The following is a 19423-nucleotide window of genomic DNA, read 5'->3' as shown; positions in this document are numbered from 1 at the left end:
TTTGATGATTATTAGAAACTCGTCTTTCTAATAAATGTAATGCCGAAATAGTTAATATTTAAGCGAGGATTACCTGTTTTCAGAGCCTTCTTTTACCCGGAGATTACAATAAATAAAACAATTAAAAAGCAAATCTCTTTAGAAAAGATAGGAACCATCCATAATTAAATCATAGTATAAATATCCGATAAATGATTATTTTATGGTAGGCTCCATATAACAGATAAAAACAAAAAATACAAATAGATGAATTACGATGTTATTGTTTTAGGCAGCGGCCCAGGTGGTTATGTAGCTGCAATCAGAGCCTCACAATTAGGACTAAAAGTTGCAATTGTTGAGCGTGAATCATTGGGTGGTATTTGTTTAAATTGGGGATGTATCCCTACTAAAGCACTTTTAAAAAGTGCTCAGGTTTTCGAATACATTAATCATGCAGCTGATTACGGAATTACAACCACAGCTGCAACTGCTGATTTTGCTGCCGTAGTAAAACGTAGCCGAGGCGTTGCAGATGGTATGAGTAAGGGTGTTCAATTTTTAATGAAAAAAAATAAAATTGACGTCATTATGGGTACTGGTAAGCTTAAACCGGGAAACAAATTAGAAGTTAAAGGTGCTGATGGTTCTCAACAAGAATTAACAGCCAAAAACATCATTATTGCTACAGGTGCTCGCTCAAGAGAATTGCCTAACCTCAAACAGGATGGCAAAAAAATTATAGGTTACCGCCAGGCAATGGTTCTACCTGAACAACCAAAAAGTATGGTTGTTGTAGGTTCAGGTGCTATTGGAGTAGAATTTGCATATTTTTACGCAACGATGGGAACAAAAGTAACCATTGTTGAATTTATGGATAATGTTGTTCCTGTTGAAGATGAAGATGTTTCTAAACAATTACTGCGTAGCCTTAAAAAAGTTGGTATTGATGTAATGACTTCTGCTTCTGTCGAAGCAGTCGACACCAGTGGCTCAGGCTGTAAAGTTTCTGTTAAAACGGCTTCTGGCATGCAAACTATCGAAGCGGATATTGTTCTATCTGCAGCTGGTATTGTTGCCAACATCGAAAACATCGGTTTAGAAGAAACTGGTATCAAAACAGAAAAAGGTAAAATTGTTACGGATGAATTCTATAATACATCTGTAAAAGGCTATTATGCTATTGGTGATGCAGTTGGCGGACAAGCACTAGCTCACGTTGCATCAGCAGAAGGAATTATTTGTGTAGAGAAAATTGCTGGTCAGCATGTTGAGCCATTAGATTATAACAACATTCCAGGATGTACGTATTGCACACCAGAAATAGCTTCAGTTGGTTATACAGAAAAAGCAGCAAAAGCAGCTGGTTACGAGTTAAAAATTGGCAAGTTTCCATTTTCAGCATCAGGTAAAGCAAGTGCTGCCGGCGCAAAAGATGGTTTCGTAAAACTTATTTTTGATGCTAAATACGGAGAATTGTTAGGCGCACACATGATTGGCACTAACGTTACAGAAATGATTGCCGAAATTGTTGTTGCTCGTAAATTAGAAACAACAGGACATGAGATGATAAAATCTGTACATCCACATCCAACCATGAGCGAAGCCATTATGGAAGCTGCCGCTGATGCTTACGGAGAAGTGATACATTTGTAAGGTCTCAAGGTAAAAGGCTAAAGCTAAAAGCTAAAAAAATAAAACTAAAACATTAAACACCTTTATAGAAACCCTTTAGTTAGTTCTAAAGGGTTTTCTTATTTTTAACCGATTCAAATCTTGATACTAGTACTTGATACTCGATACTAAATACTTGATACTAAATACTTGATACTAAAATGAAACTCCACACCATAAACACAGGCTTATTTAAATTAGACGGAGGCGCGATGTTCGGCGTTGTACCAAAAGCCATCTGGCAAAAAACAAATCCTGCTGATGCTAATAACCTTTGTACCTGGGCAATGCGCTGCCTATTAATTGAAGATGGTAATAGCCTTACATTAATAGATACAGGAATTGGAAATAAGCAAGATGAGAAGTTTTTTAGCCACTATTATTTGCATGGTGAGGATTCGATTGATAAATCTTTGGTAAATTTAGGTTTTAGTACAGCAGATATTACCGATGTATTTTTAACCCATCTGCATTTCGACCATGTTGGCGGCGCAGTAATTCGTGATGGGGAAAAACTTATTCCAGCATTTAAAAACGCAACTTATTGGAGCAATGAAAAACACTGGCAATGGGCTATTGAACCAAATGCAAGAGAAAAAGCATCTTTTTTAAAAGAAAACATATTACCAATACAAGAAAGCGGACAATTAAAATTCATTTCCGAGCAAGATAATATAGAATGGAGAAAAGGAATTAACATTGGCTTTGCCTACGGACATACCGATGCCATGATGCTTCCTAAAATAAATTACAAAGGTAAAACCATCGTTTACATGGCTGATTTACTTCCATCGGTCGGACACCTACCCCTTCCCTATGTAATGGCTTATGACATGTTTCCCTTAAAAACACTAAATGAAAAGCAGGCTTTTTTAGAAGAAGCAGTTAACAACAATTACATTTTATTTTTAGAACACGACCCAATTCACGAATCTTGTACTTTGCAAAGAACTGAGAAAGGAATCCGTGTAGCAGAAACCTTTAATTTAAGTGATATTTAATAATGATTCGCAAAGCAAAAATTAGTGATGCAAAAGCTGTCAGCCGCTTAATTATTCAGGCAATGGGCGAACTAGCTTACAAATTCAGCAATACCAATAATCATGATGCTACAATAAAACTATTTGAACATTTCTTTAAAGAAGCCAATAACCAGTATAGTTTTGAAAATACATTAGTTTATACTAATGAAAACGATGAAGTGCTAGGTTCAATAAACGCTTATGATGGCGCAAAGTTGATAGAACTCAGAACTAATTTTTTAAATTATCTTTCTCTTCATTGCAGATTAAAGAACTTTATCCCAGAACCCGAAACGCAAGCTGGCGAATTTTATCTAGATACAATTAGTGTTAACCCAACCGCACAAGGTAAAGGCATCGGCAAACAATTAATTGATGCCGGCATTAAATGGGCAGCAGAATTAGGCCATACTAAAATAGGTTTACTGGTCGAAACTAATAATGATAAAGCGTTGAAGCTTTATCAAAACAAAGGTTTCAAAATTAATGATGAAAAACAACTTATTGGAGGAATTTATCATCACATGATTTATCACATCTCGGTGTAAATCCTTTAAAGGTAATATTAAGAATTTATTTCTATTTTTATTTGTATTTAATCTAAATAATAGCAATTTTTGTAACCGATGGAAAAAGCTTGTATCAATATTAACGAACTGATTAACGTATTCTCAATAAAACAAGGTTCTATTTATCAATCGGATAAGTTAAACTGCTTTTTTGTTGATTTCGGCGGTAAGTTTGCTCGTTACAATTGTCTATCACTTCGCAAATTAAAAAAGGTTGTTGAAGATATTGATATCGATGCACTTCTATTGAATACCCATAAAGCTGATTTTGAAGTTGTAACTTTTAATGGCTGCGAGCATATTTATTTGCTGAACGCTTGCGAGATTGTTGCTTTAAAGGAATTATTACAAGGTACTTTTACCATGTTTAAACTAAATCATTTAATCAGCGATTGCTTACATAGATTGGTTGTTTAGCGATATTGGTTAATGGAATAGGAAAAAATTAGCAATCAACTGAGTACTTACTTCTTCTATTTTCCATCCACCCTACGCCATCTTCAATTTCCCATCATCCATCTTACATCTTCTTTACAACAATTTAGACTAATTTCATATAGCAAATACTGCACACAATATGCTTATTAAGATGTTACATTTGTACCATTAGTTAAGCAGTTAAAATTATGAAAGACTTAATGCGAATAAAAAGTTTAATATCACAGGATATTGAAACACTTTTAAATCAGCAGATTAAAAAAGAAGCTCACTCTTCATCACTATATTTATCAATGTCATCTTGGTGCGACCAAAATGGATTTGATTTTTCAGCAGATTATTTTGCAAAACAAGCTGAAGAAGAAAGAATGCACCAACTCAAGTTATTCAAATACGTTTTGGATATGGGTGGAAATGCAATTTCTCCGGAAGTTTCAGGAATTAAAACTGATTTTGCAGGCTTCAGAGAAGTTTTTGAAGATGCCTTGGAAGCTGAAATTGCCATTACCCAAAGCTTTAAAAACATTTATGCAAAATGCCAAAACGAACAAGATTTTGTTACGATGGAATTTTTAAACTGGTTCTTAAAAGAACAACGTGAAGAAGAATATAAAGCTCGTCGTGCTTTAGAATTATTCGAAGTAATCGGCGAAGAAGGAACAGGAAGATGGGAAATTGACAAACACGTTAACAAAATTACCTATTCGGAACAATAAACAACAAAACATATATTAAAAAAAGCTATCTTGATATTCATTGAGGTAGCTTTTTTTTTTATATAAAGATTTTACAGCGAAACCGTACAAAAACAAAAAAGCTTCCTTTTACGAGGAAGCTTTAATTTAGTTTAGGTTGTTTGGTTTATGTTGATTATGAATATCCTGTTTTGAAAGTCTTTATAAAAAAAGCGCCGTTACCAGCGCTTTTTTTAAACCAAATATATAATAATAATTAACGAGCATTACAAATGTACGAAAATTATGGATATTTGCAAGAAAAAAATGCAAATATTTAATTTATTTTTCATTAAAATATATAAATACTTATAAATCATATATAATACAACTTAAAATAGCTTTAAAAAACATTTAAAATTAATTTTTAATATAAAAATTAAGGTTTTTTACTTTCAAAATCATACTTTAAACAAATATTTAAGTCAAATGATAGAAAATTTTATAAAAAACTACTTAAATCATCCAAATACTTTTGATGAAATGTTTTTAAATAGTGATAACTACAGAAATCACTATTCAAATTTTATAAATAATTTCTCGAAAGAATCTCTCGACAATCTTAACAAAAAGGAAGAACTTGCTAAAAAACTATTCATGAGCCAGGGTATAACCTTTACCGTTTACGATAGTGGCGAAGGAATTGAGAAAATCTTCCCTTTTGATATCATCCCACGCATCATTACTTCCAGCGAATGGTCTTTTATCGAAAAAGGAATAAAACAAAGATTAAAGGCTTTAAATCTTTTTCTTAAAGATGTTTACAGCAATCAATTCATCTTAAAAGATAAAATTGTACCCACCAACGTAATTTATTCTTGTCCACATTTTTTGCGGGAAATGCATAATGTTAATGTTTTGCATGATATATACATTCACATCGCAGGCATCGATTTAATCCGCGACCATGATGGAACATTTTATGTATTGGAAGACAACCTACGCACGCCATCAGGCGTAAGCTACATGCTCGAAAACAGAGAAATCACAAAAAGGCTATTTCCTGACCTTATTCCGCAATGCGGCGTAAGAAGTGTAACAGAATATCCTGCAATATTATATAAAAACTTAATGGCGCTTTCGCCGAGAGCTGTTTCTAACCCAACAATTGTAATGTTAAGTCCTGGAATGTATAACTCAGCTTATTACGAACATACTACATTAGCTCGTTTAATGGGTGTAGAATTGGTAGAAGGACGTGACTTAGTTGTGAAAAATCAAAAGGTTTTTATGAAAACAACTATAGGCTTACAACAAATTGATGTTATTTATCGACGTGTTGATGATGACTATTTGGATCCCTTAGTTTTTAATCCGAATAGTGTTTTAGGTGTAGCCGGTTTAATGGGTGCTTACAGAAAAGGAAATGTAGCCATCGTAAATGCCGTTGGAAATGGCGTAGCAGATGATAAAGCTGTTTATACCTATGTACCTGATATGATTAAGTATTATTTAAATGAAGAACCCATTTTAAAAAATGTACCAACTTACCAGCTAAGCAATCGTGATGAACTTGAATATGTTTTTGAGAACATAAACAAAATGGTAATTAAAAAAACCAACGGTAGCGGAGGTTATGGAATGCTGATGGGGCATGCTGCCAGCGAACAGGAGACTGAAGAATATAAACTGGAGATTTTAAAAGACCCAAGAAATTTTATTGCCCAGCCAACAATAAGCTTATCCTCTGCCCCATGCTTTATCAATGGAAAACTTTCGCCAAGAAGAATTGATTTAAGGCCTTTTGCATTGAATGGCCCAGATGGAATTTCAATTGTACCTGGCGGATTAACCAGGGTTGCTTTAAAAGAAGGTTCGCTTGTGGTAAATAGTTCGCAAGGCGGTGGCAGTAAGGATACATGGGTTTTAACTTCTTAGATTACGAATATGTTAAGTAGAGTAGCTTCAAGCTTATATTGGTTAAGCAGATATGTGGAGCGCAGCGACGGAATGTTGCGCATGTTAAAAATAAATTATGCTTCATCTCAAGATACCATTCAGGAATTTACCTGGAAACCTGTAATCAGGATTTTTTCTTCTGATGATGAAAATGAATTGTTAAATATTCAGCACGATAGTCGTGCTGTTATAGAATACCTTTTATTAAACAGAGAAAATCCGAATTCAATTTTAAATATTATTACGCTTGCCCGTGAGAATGCCAGAAGTGTTCAGGAACACATCCCAAAAGATTTATGGCAATGTTTAAATGAATATTATCATACCGTAAAGGATGAAAAATTGCTATGGTATGTACAAAAAGATGACCCGATTACAGCACTGGATATTTTAATTAAGCAGGTTATGCTTTATCATGGCACAGCAGATAGTGCTATGGAACGCGGAGAAAGCAGAAGCTTTATGAAAATTGGCAAACATCTCGAAAGAAGTATTCAATCAATAGATATTTTGGATATTAAGTTTAGTTCGATAAGTACGAATCCTGATTTATTAACGGATATTGCTTATTGGAAACACCTGCTTTTATCGCTTGGCGGATACGAATTGTATTTAAAAACCTATCGCCAGGGCTTTGATGCTAAAAACATTATAGAACTAGTGATGTTAAATAATGACTTCCCTCGCTCAGCTCTTTACTCCATGCATAACATCGAAAGATATTTTGGGCGATTGAAAAGTGAAAACAACATTGAACATTACAATAATTTATCTTTTAAAATCGGTCGTTTACGCAGCATGATTACTTATAGCTCTGTAAATAATATGGGTGAAGAAGAACTACATAATTATTTAACGCAAATTAGAGCCGAACTTTTTGGCATCGGAAGCTCGTTAAATGAATATTATTTCGCAAATTCATAGTTAATTAATAAACCCGATTAGTCCAATTGCAAATAGAATTAACAAAAGCATTTATGCCGATTTTTAAGATTAAACACATTACCAATTATAAATACGAGTTGCCTGTTCGGGATAGTGCAAACCAGATTATTTTATTTCCGATAAAAGATGATTTCCAGAAAGTGATTCAGCATGATTTAAACATATCAGGAAGCCCTGAAATTGAGATATTTATAGATTATTACGGCAATGAAGTCGGAACTTTTACACAGAACGAACCACATTATCAACTCAAGATTTTCTCTAAAGTGTGTGTAGAAACCTTCCCAAAACCATTGCCTCAGGATGATATGTTTAGTAGTGAGCAATGGACAGGATTAGATATGATTAAATATGAGGTGCCTTATATTGATTATCTGCGACAAGAAACTTTTGATGGTATTGTTCAATTAAAGGAAACTGCATTATCTATCAAAAGTGATGAAGATACCCCATATCAAACAGCGATAAAATATTGCGCCCACGTATTTCAAAATTATGAATATATAAAAGGGATTACAGCTGTTGATACCACCATTGAGGAAATTATGAAACTTAAAGCAGGTGTATGTCAGGATTTTGCCCACGTTTTAACAGCAATGCTTCGTTTAACAGGTATTCCTGCACGTTATGTTAGCGGTTACATTTGCCCTAACAGAGATGGCATGAGGGGTGAAGGCGCAACTCATGCCTGGGCCGAAGCATATCTACCCGAATATGGCTGGTTAGGCCTCGACCCTACAAATAACTGTATTGCAAACGAAAATCATGTACGCTTGGCTGTTGGAAGAAATTTTACCGATTGCTCGCCCGTTAAAGGCGTTTATAAAGGTGGCTTTGAGCACATTATGGAAGTAAATGTTTCCGTTGGTTATAATGATGAAGACTTTAATGAAAACGAAAATTACTTTCAACCCAAAGAAATAAATTACTCAAAACCATCTGCAACGGTTACGGCAGCCAGAAAGCAAAATAGTTACCAGCAATACATGGAGGCAATGCAGCAGCAACAACAACAATAAAGACCAGGATTTATCAGGATTTAAGGATTATAGGATAAGACCAGGAGTTTATCAGGATTTGAGGATTAGAGCATACTTAGGATTAGAGCGAAGAGGCAGGAGTTCTTTAACTTGGTTACGATAGAATTTAGTGGTAGATTTTTATTGAATATTGATTAGAAATTATAAATTGAAATCTAGGAACTGCCAACTGGTAAAGTTTTTTTTCTAAATTTGCGCCTTTTACAAATAACAATATGATTAAGAGACAGCAAATTAAAGATTTATTAAAATCGACTGCATTTGGCACAGAAGTAACGGTTATGGGATGGGTTAGAACTTTCCGAAATAACCAGTTTATCGCTTTAAATGATGGAAGTTGCATGGGCAATATCCAGGTGGTTATCGATTTTAATAATTTACCTGATGAGCTGTTAAAGAGAATAACAACCGGTGCCTCAATTGCTGCAACGGGCAAACTAATCGAATCCTTAGGAAAAGGTCAAACCGTTGAAATTAAGGCAACATCGGTTGAGATTTTAGGTGATAGCGATCCCGAAAAATTTCCTTTACAACCTAAAAAACATAGTTTAGAGTTTTTACGCGAAATTGCACACTTACGTTTCCGTACCAATACTTTTAACGCAGTTTTTAAAGTTCGACATGCTTTGGCCTTTGCCATTCACCAGTTTTACAATGAGCGTGGTTTCGTGTACATGCACACACCAGTAATTACAGCCAGTGATGCAGAAGGTGCTGGCGAAATGTTTAAGGTAACAACTTTAGATTTCGATAATACGCCTCGTAAGGAAGATGGAAAAGTAGATTTTTCTCAGGATTTCTTTGCCCGTGCAACAAATTTAACCGTTTCTGGTCAGCTGGAAGGTGAATTGGCTGCAATGGCTTTTGGACAGATTTACACTTTCGGACCTACATTCAGGGCAGAAAATTCAAACACAACGCGTCACTTAGCAGAGTTTTGGATGATTGAACCTGAAGTTGCTTTCGCTGATTTAGAAGATAACATGAATCTTGCTGAAGATATGATGAAGTATGTAATTAAATATGCTTTAGATAACTGCAAAGATGAACTGGAGTTTTTAAATACACGCTTAACTGAAGAAGACAAACAAAAACCCCAAAACGAACGTAACGAATTTTCTTTGTTAGAGAAGCTTGATTTCTGCTTAACAAACGAATTCGAGCGGTTAACATATACAGAAGCAATTAAGATTTTAAAATCTTCTAAGCCAAACCAGAAGAAACAATTCAAATATTTAATTGATGAATGGGGCGCTGATTTACAAAGTGAACACGAGCGTTACTTGGTAGAAAAGCACTTTAAAAAACCAGTTATTTTAACTGATTATCCTGCTGATATTAAATCTTTCTACATGCGCCAAAATGAACCAGATGCCGAAGGAAGGCAAACCGTTGCGGCTATGGATATTTTATTTCCTGGCATTGGAGAAATGATTGGTGGATCGCAACGTGAAGAACGTTTAGACCGTTTAACAAAACGTATGGAAGATATGAATATCCCTCAAGACGAGCTATGGTGGTATTTAGATACTCGCCGTTTTGGTTCTGCACCACACGCAGGTTTCGGCTTAGGCTTCGAAAGATTAGTATTGTTCGTTACCGGTATGACTAACATCCGTGACGTAATTGCATTCCCTCGTTTCCCTAAAAACGCAGAGTTTTAATATTTAACAAACTTCCGAAGTTTAAGCGCTGTTTGGGCTTAAACTTCGGAAGCTTAAGCTCAAAAGCAAAAACCCATTTATATAAAAGCCGCTGTCTCAAAAGTACAAAATGTCATCCTGTTGAAGGACTTGCAAAATTGCCTTTTACGGCGTTTAGACAAGCTCAACGAGCCAAGGCACATACTTAAATAGAAAAATTTTCAGCCCTTGTTTTTTGTTTATTTTTGACACCAAAAATAAAAATTCTGTCCGTCCAGGATAAAAAAGATTTTTCAACTCCCGTCGAAATCACTACCCTAGTTAAAATTTTATTAAAGCCATACCAACCTACCTTCCCTCATCATGCATGGTATCGCTATAAGGATTTGCATGTGCATAATCTACAGCCGAAACCTTGTAATCTGTTGGAGCAAAGCTTTTTGAACTGCTTAACGCCATTCCTAATTCGAAACGGGTTGGATAAGGCGTTTGCAATAAACTGCCTGCAGGAATGTATGGAAAGCTCTCTAAATATGATTGTATAACACTCGAGCTAACCCTCCTATTTATATAAGCTCTACTGAGTTGATTCGGCTCTTTCAGCCCTGCAGCGCCCAATAATTCTATCGCACTTGCAACAGTTAAATTGTGGAAATTCTTAACTCGAACGGTTTTATCTTCAACAACTAAACCTTTCATTAAACTTTGATCTTGTGTGGCAACTCCAGTAGGGCATGTATTGCTATTGCACTCCAGCGCTTGAATACAACCTAAAGCGAACATCATACCACGGGCAGCGTTACACATATCAGCACCTAGTGCAATATTTTTCACTAAATCGAATCCTGTTGCTACTTTACCAGAAGCAATAATTTTGATGTGCTTTTTAAGGCCGAAGCCATTTAAAACATCATATACAAAAGCAACACCTTCTCTTAAAGGCATCCCAACAGAATTTGAAAATTCTTGCGGTGCCGCTCCCGTTCCACCTTCTCCACCATCAACAGTAATAAAATCAGGATAAATCCCGGTTTCTATCATTGCTTTACATATCGCATAAAATTCACTTTTCCGGCCGATACATAATTTGAATCCTACAGGCTTTCCATCTGCCAAATCCCTAAGCTTTTTAACAAATTCCAGCAAACCAATTGGCGAATTGAAAGCGGAATGTGCAGGTGGCGACAAAACGTCCTTTCCTTCCGGAACCAAACGGATTCTGGCAACTTCTGCGGTAACTTTTTTAGCGGGTAACATACCTCCGTGGCCTGGTTTCGCACCTTGAGAAAGCTTAATCTCAATCATTTTAACCTGGTCCGTCTTTGCTCTTTCTGCATAAGCATCATAATTGAATGTTCCATCTGCATTACGGCAGCCAAAATATCCTGTACCTATTTGCCAGATTAAATCTCCTCCAGGTCTACGGTGGTAATCACTTATCCCTCCTTCTCCTGTATTATGAGCAAAATTGCCCATTTTTGCACCACCATTTAAAGCCAGAATAGCATTCTGACTTAAAGATCCGAAACTCATTGCCGAAATATTGTAAATACTTGCCGAATAAGGTTTTTTACAATCAGGTCCACCAACCAATACCCTCGGGTCTGAGTTTAATTCGTGATGAGAAATTGCTGCAATACTATGACTCAACCACTCATAACCGTTTTGGTAAACATCTAATTGTGTTCCGAATGGAATAGTATCATTGTCTTTTTTAGCTCTTTGATAAATTAAAGAACGATTTAATCGATTGTATGGCGTTCCATTTGTATCACTTTCTACAAAGTATTGATAAACTTTTGGCCTGAGTTCTTCCATAAAATACCGCAACCTGCCAAATACAGGATAGTTTCTAACGATACTATGTTTTGGCTGATATAAATCGTAAACACCGAGGATTACAAAAGGACCGGTAAAAAGAAATGTCCACCATAAAAATGGATGGTACAACCCTAACATGATGGTTAAGGCAATTAAAAAGGCTGCAATGGCAACGAAAGCTTTTCTCATGTTTTGCTAATTATGTATGATACCTACATTGTAGAATAATTATTGATGAATTTTCTACCTTGTACACTAATCTGTGTTCTAAATTTATTCTTCTAGACCACCATCCAGTATATTGATGTTTAAGTGGCTCGGGTTTTCCTATCCCCTCAAATGGCATACGCTCGATTTCTTTTATCAATGCATTTATTTTCTTGAGCATCGATTTATCAACAGCTTGCCAATAGAGATAATCTTCCCAAGCGCCGTCAAGAAATAATTTATTCATTATCAATTAAGTCTTGCTTCTTTGCCAGGCCATCTTCGTAATCCTTCAAACCCTGCTCCAATCGAATGGCATTTTTCGGACTCTTTAACAAATAAAAAGTTTCCATCATGCTATCGTAATCAGATTTTGATAGAACAACAACGTCCTCACCTTTTGCTCTGGTTACAAATAAAGGTGTATGATTAGAAAAAACTTTATCTAAATAAGATTTTAAGCTTTGCCTAAATGATGTATAATTCGTGATTTCCATACCTTAACTTTAATGTGCTTCAAAAATAAAGATAATATACTCTATGTACAACTATTTGTACATATTTAGAATTGATATATTTTATAACATCCTAAACAACTGACGCCATTAAATTGTTATTTTTACGCTATGCTTATCAAGATTTATCCCGAAAACCCAAACGAAAGAGCCATCGAGCAAGTTGTTGAAGTGCTTAGAAAAGGTGGTTTAATCATCTACCCAACGGATACAGTTTATGGTTTAGGTTGTGATATCACCAATCCAAAGGCGATTGAAAAAATTGCCCGCATTAGGGGGATAAAACCTGAAAAAGCTAATTTTTCTTTTATTTGTCATGATTTAAGCCACATTTCTGATTTCATTAAACCAATTGACAACACCACCTTCAGGGTTTTGAAAAAAGCTTTACCTGGTCCTTTCACCTTTATTTTTAATGCAAATAATAACGTTCCCAAGTTATTAAGCTCCAATAAGAAAACGGTTGGTATTCGCGTTCCGGATAATAATATTGCCAGGTGTATTGTTAAGGAATTAGGCAATCCGATTCTATCTACCTCAATAAAAGACGATGATGAATTAGTTGAATATTCTACCGACCCAGAATTAATTTATGAAAAATATCAGGATTTGGTGGATCTGGTAATTGATGGTGGCTATGGAGATAATGAGGCTTCAACTGTAATTGATTGTACAAACGGAGAATTTGAAGTTATTCGTGAAGGCAAAGGCGATATTGAAGAATTTTTATAACCAGACACTAAATCTGCAATTATTTTATTTATCAACAGCTGGGCTGATATGCTTTAGAAATCGCTAAATTTAAATCTTAAATGGATAACCACCATTTTTGTAAAAAATAACCTAAGTTAACATCCCCTAAATGTTAACTTAATATTCAAACCCTATTTTCGCATCCTAAACATCCCAATATGACGCAAAATCTACTTCAATAGCGCTGTTTCCGCAGCTAAATCATTTTGCCATGCAAATTGATTTCCTATTTATTCAGGCAAAAAACAATCAACTCATTTACTAAGCATAATTTTTGGTGAATAATTAAATCGTTCAATAATCATCAGAATACCCTGAATGATAAAACTTTACAATTATATCTGATCATTTTTTTGTGCACCTGTTTCTTTTCGGCGCTACAAATAAGATTTTAAATCATTTCATATCCCTATAAAATTTATATGAAAAAACTTTTACTATTATCCCTATTATTTACCCTCCTTATCTCGAAAGTATCTTTAGCACAAATTGCTAACTGGGATTTTACTGGACAATCGACACTACCAACATCAACAGCAACAACCTTTGATGCTGGTTTAACCTCAGCGCCTATTTTAACTCGGGGAACAAGCGCCTCAGCGAGCGCAGGAAACAATTCTTTTAGGACTGTCGGCTTTCAAAACAACGGAATTTCTACTACTAACACCGATTATTTCCAGGTAACGCTTACAGCTTCTGCAGGCAAACAAATATCTTTATCATCTCTGGATGCAGTTTTTGCTGGAACAGCAAGTTATTATGCAAATACAGGAGTAAGTTCTCAATATGCATATAGTTTAAATGGAACTAATTTTACATTGATTGGTACGCCTATAAATATAACCAGTGCAATGGTATCATTAAATCCACCACCAACAGTAACAGTAAATTTATCAGGCATTTCAGCACTACAAAATGTACAGGCTGGAACAACCATCACTTTGCGTTATTATGCTTCAGGACAAACGGCAACAGGTGGTTGGGGATTTTACTCTCCAATAACTGGCAGAATTGGATTTAGTGTTGGAGGAACTGTGAGTACATCAGGAACAATTGACACCACTCCACCCACAAACACAACATCTTACCCAAAAACAGCTTCAATTACCAGTACTTCAGTTAATTTAATCAGCAACATAAATGAGACTGGAAATACTTATTACATTTTAATTCCGGCAACAGGAACTGCGCCAACAACTACAGCTCAAATCAAGGCAGGTAGAGATGGGAGTAATGCAACCGCTTTAAAATCTGGCACCATTGCCAATGCAATTAATACAGATGCTACTTCAACAATAACAGGATTAACCCTTTCAACAGCGTATACAATTTATGTAGTTTCAGAAGATGCAGCCACCACGCCTAACCTGCAAACTACATTTTCGACTTTAAATTTTTCTACATTAGGCGCAGCCGATGTTACTCCTCCCCTTACCACTGCAACTTATCCAAAAACTAGTAATTCAACCCTCACAACCGTAGATTTAACAAATAACATTAACGAAGCAGGAACAACTTATTATGTCCTGCTTGCTTCAGGTGCAACCGCCCCAACGGCTGCGCAAGTTAAATTAGGCCAAGATGCAACTGGCACAGCCGCCCTAAAATCAGGTTCATTCGCAAACACTGCTAATGCAGATGCCACAACAACCATCAGTGGATTAACTTCAGGCACAACCTATAAAGTATATGTGGTTGCACAAGATGCTATTGGAAATTTACAAACTGCGGTTTCAGGTTTAGATGCCACAACCGCTAATCCACCCTTAGTAAACGCACCAATCATCATCAGTCAATATTACGAAGGCACTTCTACAAATAAATGGATTGAGCTAACCAACTTAAGTAATTCACCGATAAATACAGCCTCACCCCAGTTAAAACTCGCCTTATATAATATCTCTGGCGATGCCGGAACGATTAATATTACCGGAGCACCAGCTCAAATCGTAAACTTAAACTTTACCATTCCTGCCCTTGGTTCTGTCTTATTGGGTAATACCGGAAACAGCAACACAGAAGTTCCATATTTGAGTTCAGCTAGTGCGGTATTAAATAGCAACGCCGTTATCAATTTCAACGGAAATGATGGCGTGGCCTTACTAGATGCAAACAATAATATTATTGATGCATTCGGTCAGGGGGTTAATGCTAAAGATGTTTCTTATGTAAGGAGTTTAAATGTTACTGCCCCAAGCCCGACTTATATGGATACTGATTGGACCAGAACCACTCTAGCGATAGTTCAAAACGCAATTGATGATGATGATGTAAACAGGTTGGGCGTTCATTTCCCCCCAAATCTTCCAATTTGCGCCGCACCATCAAACCCGGCAACTGCTTTAATTTTTAATAGTGTAACAACCAACAGCATTTCGGCATCTTTCACAAAATCTGCTGATGCCAATGAATATTTAATCATCAGAAGTTTAAATACCACACTAACGGCTTTACCTGTTGATGGAACAGTTTACAACGTTGGTGCTGCTTTTGGCGGTGGTATTATTGCCAACCGTATTGTAACCAATACTTTTATGGATAATGCATTAAGCGATAATACAAATTACACCTATTTCATTATCCCCTTAAATAACATTTCCTGTACTGGCGGACCAAAATACTTAACCACAAATATTTTAACGGCTAGCCAGGCAACAAAAGCATTATTACCATGTGTGGCTCCTGTGGTACAACCTACTGCATTTACCATTACTTCATCAAACTACAACTTTATTCAGGGTGCATTTACACCTGCAAACGGAGTAGATGAATATTTAGTGGTAATGAGCACCAGTAATTCATTAACAGCTGCACCAGTGAATCAAACCGTATATACCTTTGGCGACCAATTGGGTGGTGGTATCGTTGTAAAAAGAGGAACAGGTGGTACGTTTATCAGAAATGGTTTGGCTCAAAATACAAATTACTATTTTTTCATTTATTCGATAAACAGCGCATGTAGCGGAGGGCCTTTATACCTCAGTACCCAACCACTATTAGGAAATCTTAAAACAGGCATTTTAGATGTAAATAAATTGAATTTCTATTATGGAAACCTACATAGTCATAGTAGTTATTCTGATGGAAATAAAGACGATTTAACAAAAAAGCCAGAAGATGATTATGCGTTCGCGAAGAACTCCATGAATTTAGATTTCCTGGGCATATCTGAACACAATCATACACAGGCCGGCATGTCTTTAGCCAGCTGGCAGCCAGGAATAGATGCAGCCAAAAGAGCAACTACCTCTAATTTCATAGCCATGCATGGTATGGAATGGGGCGTAATTAGCGGTGGTGGACACGTTATCGTTTATGGCATCGATTCATTAATTGGATGGGAATCGGGCGAAAATCAAATTTATGTTCCAAAAAGCACTTATACCGGTGCAACAGGATTGTTCAGAATTATTAACAGACATGGCTTGAATGCCGTGGCAACTTTAGCCCATCCGAATACAACCGATTACAATAACATTTCAGCAACTTATGATTTAAGTGCAGATAGTGCAATTGTAGGAACTGCTTTAGAAAGTGGTCCTGCGTTTTCAACCAATATCACTTACTCAGACCCGGCGAGTTCGATGAGTTATTTAAGTTATTACAACCGCATGCTGGCCAGAGGTTACCACCTTGGTGCAAGTATCGACCATGATAACCACAATTTAACTTTTGGTCGCCATACAAAAGCCAGGTTAGTTGTACTCGCTCCTGCCCTTACCGAGAATGATTTATTAGATGCCATTAAGAAAATGCGTTTTTACGCTTCGCAAGATTCAGCAGCTAAAATTGTTTTCACCATTAATAAACAACCCGTTGGCAGCGTATTTAAAACAGCTGGTGCACCACAAATCGAAGTAAGTTCTATTACAACAAGTCCGGTAAATAGCATTAAAATATTATATGGAACGCCTGGTAGCGGTGTAAATCCGGTAGAGTTAACCACTAGCACCTCTACAAGTTTAACGTATACCGATAATGCCCTGGCAAATTTGGCCACAGGTTATTATTATGCCGATATTGTAGAAGCAGATGGAAGCAGAATTATTACTTCACCAATTTGGTATTCACGCGATGATGCGACGGTTAAGAAAAACCAAACCATTTCGTTCGCAGCAACAAGAACGGCAACTTATGGCGATCCAGACCTAGTTGCAGGTGCAACGAGTGATAACACAGGCATAAACATCACTTACACCAGTAGCGATACAAACATTGCCACAATCAGCAATAATGATATCCATATTGTTAAAGCCGGCACGGTTACAATTACTGCAAATCAGGTTGGAGATACCTTTTATAACCCAGCCGTTGCAAAACAACAGGTATTAACCATTGCACCAAAAACCATTACGGTTACTGCTGATGCTAAAACCAAAGTGGAAAGTACGGTTGATCCAATGTTTACCTATACTTCTGCTCCAGCATTAATTGGTGCTGATATTTTTACAGGCGAATTAGCGAGAAACCCAGGAGAAACAGCTGGAGATTACCCGATAACACAGGGAACTTTAGTTTTAAGTACAAACTACGCGATTAACTACAAAGCAGCTAATTTAAAAATTTACGCTAAGCCTGCAGCTACTTTAAGTGCAAACCTCTCTGTCCCTTTAAATGCTGCTGCTCCTGTAATTACCTTCACGGCATCATCCGGAACCGCTCCATTCACCTTTACCTATAACATCAATGGTGGTACAAATCAAACGCTAACAGCTACAACAAACACGGCAACGCTAAATGCATCTACTGCAACTGTTGGTACATTTATCTACACAGTAACTGGTATTAGCGATGCTTACAGCACGCAAGCGCAAAACATTTCTACAACTGTAAAAGTTAATCCAATTCCTGTTGCAACAATTTCAGGAACTACTGCATTATGTTTAAATGGTGCAGCACCAACGGTAACTTTTACAGGGAGTAACGGAACAGGACCCTATATTTTCACCTATAATGTGAATGGTGGAGTAAGTCAGACAATAAGCACAACTGGCACAAATACTAGTGCTACTTTAACCGCACCATCAAATGTTGCAGGAGCATTCAATTATAATTTATTAAGTGTTGCCGATGTTAATGCTGAACAAACACAAACCGGAACAGCTACTGTTACCGTTAGAACATTGGCTACAGCAACCGTTACAGGTTCTACTGCTATTCCACAAAACGGCACAGCACCAACCATTACGTTTACTGGCGCAAATGGAACAGCACCATATACATTTACATACAACATTAACGGCGGTACAAACAGAACAGTTACCTCAAACGGAAATGCAGCCACAATTCTTGCTCCAACTACAGCAGTTGGTACTTTTATCTATAATTTAGTTAGTGTTGCCGATGTAAATTGTGGTCAGGCACAAACAGGTTCCGCAACGATATTGGTTCGTCCTTTGCCCGTTGCAACTATTGCTGGAAACGCTTCTGTTTGTAACTTTAATACAGCACCAGTGGTAACTTTTACTGGTTCAGTTGGAACAGCTCCATACACATTCACTTATACACTAAATGGAAGTAGCGCCAGAACAGTTACAACCAATTCTACCACAGCAACGCTGAACGTGCCAACAGGAAATAGCGGTACGTTTATTTATACTTTAGTTAGCGTAACAGATGCTTATGCTACCCAAACACAAATCGGAAATGCTACGGTTATCGTAAACCCATTGCCAATAGTTACAATCAACAGCAATAAAGGTTCATCCATATCAAAAGGCGATGCAATTATTTTATCTGCAACCGGAGGTACACAATACAGCTGGACAGGTGCGGAAATAATTAGCGGCCAAAATACAGCGTCGCTAACCATCAGGCCAAAACAAAGCGGAATGTATAAAGTAGTGGTTACTAACGCAAGTGGCTGTACGGCCGAACAAAGCATTTCTATAACCGTAATTGATGATTATAAATTAGAGGCAAGCACAGTTGTAACGCCAAATGGCGATGGTTATAACGACAAGTTTATCGTCAAAAACATCGATTATTATCCAAATAATACCATCAAGATTTTTGATAAGGCCGGGCGCATTTTATACACGAAAAAAACTTACGCCAATGATTGGGATGGAACGGTAAATGGAAGTCCACTTTCAGAGGGAACCTATTACTACATTATCGATTTAGGAAATGGCATCGGTACGTTCAAAGGATTCATTAACATCATTAGAAACTAATTACAGAC

The 19423-nt window shown here is 36.5% G+C and carries 14 protein-coding genes; 11 read left to right on the top strand and 3 right to left on the bottom strand.

The window, feature by feature from the left end:
* Positions 1–246 precede the first annotated feature (246 nt).
* From lpdA to asnS, 9 genes are all read left to right on the top strand, one after another.
* A complete protein-coding gene (gene lpdA, locus IEV50_RS08500) occupies positions 247–1635 on the top strand; it encodes a dihydrolipoyl dehydrogenase (protein ID WP_188413062.1) in 1389 nt (462 codons plus the stop codon).
* A 179-nt stretch (positions 1636–1814) separates the two neighbouring features.
* Positions 1815–2654, top strand: a complete 840-nt coding sequence (locus IEV50_RS08495; protein ID WP_188413060.1) for an MBL fold metallo-hydrolase — start codon at positions 1815–1817, stop codon at positions 2652–2654.
* Between the two features lie 2 nt (positions 2655–2656).
* On the top strand, positions 2657–3223 hold the full coding sequence (locus IEV50_RS08490) for a GNAT family N-acetyltransferase (protein WP_188413058.1): 567 nt from the start codon (positions 2657–2659) through the stop codon (positions 3221–3223).
* Positions 3224–3301: 78 nt separating this feature from the next.
* A complete protein-coding gene (locus tag IEV50_RS08485) occupies positions 3302–3661 on the top strand; it encodes a hypothetical protein (RefSeq protein WP_188413057.1) in 360 nt (119 codons plus the stop codon).
* A gap of 209 nt (positions 3662–3870) precedes the next feature.
* The gene (locus IEV50_RS08480; RefSeq protein ID WP_188413055.1) at positions 3871–4398 is read left to right on the top strand and encodes a ferritin; all 528 of its coding nucleotides are present in this window, start codon (positions 3871–3873) and stop codon (positions 4396–4398) included.
* Between the two features lie 447 nt (positions 4399–4845).
* Complete coding sequence (locus IEV50_RS08475) at positions 4846–6294, top strand: circularly permuted type 2 ATP-grasp protein (protein ID WP_188413053.1); 1449 nt, start codon at positions 4846–4848, stop codon at positions 6292–6294.
* 9 nt (positions 6295–6303) lie between these two features.
* The gene (locus IEV50_RS08470) at positions 6304–7239 is read left to right on the top strand and encodes an alpha-E domain-containing protein (RefSeq protein WP_188413050.1); all 936 of its coding nucleotides are present in this window, start codon (positions 6304–6306) and stop codon (positions 7237–7239) included.
* A 53-nt stretch (positions 7240–7292) separates the two neighbouring features.
* Positions 7293–8279: a transglutaminase family protein gene (locus IEV50_RS08465; RefSeq protein ID WP_188413048.1), complete on the top strand. Its 987-nt coding sequence runs from the start codon at positions 7293–7295 to the stop codon at positions 8277–8279.
* A gap of 236 nt (positions 8280–8515) precedes the next feature.
* Entirely contained in the window at positions 8516–9964 is a 1449-nt protein-coding gene (asnS, locus tag IEV50_RS08460; RefSeq protein WP_188413046.1) for an asparagine--tRNA ligase, read from the top strand.
* A gap of 327 nt (positions 9965–10291) precedes the next feature.
* Here asnS and IEV50_RS08455 read toward each other — a convergent pair whose 3' ends face one another.
* Genes IEV50_RS08455 through IEV50_RS08445 form a run of 3 tightly spaced genes read right to left on the bottom strand, consistent with a single transcriptional unit; the run spans position 10292 to position 12468 of the window.
* Positions 10292–11953 (bottom strand): FMN-binding glutamate synthase family protein, encoded by a 1662-nt coding sequence (locus IEV50_RS08455; RefSeq protein ID WP_188413044.1) that lies wholly within the window; start codon positions 11951–11953, stop codon positions 10292–10294.
* Positions 11954–11963: 10 nt separating this feature from the next.
* Positions 11964–12218 carry a Txe/YoeB family addiction module toxin gene (locus IEV50_RS08450; RefSeq protein WP_188413042.1) on the bottom strand — a complete coding sequence of 85 codons (255 nt, stop codon included), beginning with the start codon at positions 12216–12218 and terminating at the stop codon, positions 11964–11966.
* A complete protein-coding gene (locus IEV50_RS08445) occupies positions 12211–12468 on the bottom strand; it encodes a type II toxin-antitoxin system Phd/YefM family antitoxin (RefSeq protein ID WP_188413040.1) in 258 nt (85 codons plus the stop codon). Before IEV50_RS08445 ends, IEV50_RS08450 begins: the two co-directional genes overlap by 8 nt.
* A 129-nt stretch (positions 12469–12597) precedes the next feature.
* Between IEV50_RS08445 and IEV50_RS08440 the strand changes: the two genes are divergently transcribed.
* Both IEV50_RS08440 and IEV50_RS08435 read left to right on the top strand, forming a co-directional pair.
* Positions 12598–13218 carry an L-threonylcarbamoyladenylate synthase gene (locus IEV50_RS08440; RefSeq protein ID WP_188413038.1) on the top strand — a complete coding sequence of 207 codons (621 nt, stop codon included), beginning with the start codon at positions 12598–12600 and terminating at the stop codon, positions 13216–13218.
* 443 nt (positions 13219–13661) lie between these two features.
* Positions 13662–19415, top strand: a complete 5754-nt coding sequence (locus IEV50_RS08435; protein ID WP_188413031.1) for a CehA/McbA family metallohydrolase — start codon at positions 13662–13664, stop codon at positions 19413–19415.
* Positions 19416–19423 lie beyond the last annotated feature (8 nt).

It is taken from the genome of Pedobacter mendelii (genome assembly GCF_014635725.1).
GTDB classification, from domain to species: domain Bacteria; phylum Bacteroidota; class Bacteroidia; order Sphingobacteriales; family Sphingobacteriaceae; genus Pedobacter; species Pedobacter mendelii.
The sequence above is the reverse complement of the archived record's forward strand: the minus strand, read 5'-3'. Positions and strand labels throughout refer to the sequence as shown.

What these genes read in the sequence shown, in the direction of transcription:
- asnS (WP_188413046.1), top strand. Translation starts at nt 8,516, where the DNA reads ATGATTAAGAGACAGCAAATTAAAGATTTATTAAAATCGACTGCATTT.
- IEV50_RS08470 (WP_188413050.1), top strand. Translation starts at nt 6,304, where the DNA reads ATGTTAAGTAGAGTAGCTTCAAGCTTATATTGGTTAAGCAGATATGTG.
- IEV50_RS08480 (WP_188413055.1), top strand. Translation starts at nt 3,871, where the DNA reads ATGAAAGACTTAATGCGAATAAAAAGTTTAATATCACAGGATATTGAA.
- IEV50_RS08465 (WP_188413048.1), top strand. Translation starts at nt 7,293, where the DNA reads ATGCCGATTTTTAAGATTAAACACATTACCAATTATAAATACGAGTTG.
- IEV50_RS08485 (WP_188413057.1), top strand. Translation starts at nt 3,302, where the DNA reads ATGGAAAAAGCTTGTATCAATATTAACGAACTGATTAACGTATTCTCA.
- IEV50_RS08455 (WP_188413044.1), bottom strand. Translation starts at nt 11,953, where the DNA reads ATGAGAAAAGCTTTCGTTGCCATTGCAGCCTTTTTAATTGCCTTAACC.
- IEV50_RS08445 (WP_188413040.1), bottom strand. Translation starts at nt 12,468, where the DNA reads ATGGAAATCACGAATTATACATCATTTAGGCAAAGCTTAAAATCTTAT.
- lpdA (WP_188413062.1), top strand. Translation starts at nt 247, where the DNA reads ATGAATTACGATGTTATTGTTTTAGGCAGCGGCCCAGGTGGTTATGTA.
- IEV50_RS08435 (WP_188413031.1), top strand. Translation starts at nt 13,662, where the DNA reads ATGAAAAAACTTTTACTATTATCCCTATTATTTACCCTCCTTATCTCG.
- IEV50_RS08440 (WP_188413038.1), top strand. Translation starts at nt 12,598, where the DNA reads ATGCTTATCAAGATTTATCCCGAAAACCCAAACGAAAGAGCCATCGAG.
- IEV50_RS08475 (WP_188413053.1), top strand. Translation starts at nt 4,846, where the DNA reads ATGATAGAAAATTTTATAAAAAACTACTTAAATCATCCAAATACTTTT.
- IEV50_RS08495 (WP_188413060.1), top strand. Translation starts at nt 1,815, where the DNA reads ATGAAACTCCACACCATAAACACAGGCTTATTTAAATTAGACGGAGGC.
- IEV50_RS08490 (WP_188413058.1), top strand. Translation starts at nt 2,657, where the DNA reads ATGATTCGCAAAGCAAAAATTAGTGATGCAAAAGCTGTCAGCCGCTTA.
- IEV50_RS08450 (WP_188413042.1), bottom strand. Translation starts at nt 12,218, where the DNA reads ATGAATAAATTATTTCTTGACGGCGCTTGGGAAGATTATCTCTATTGG.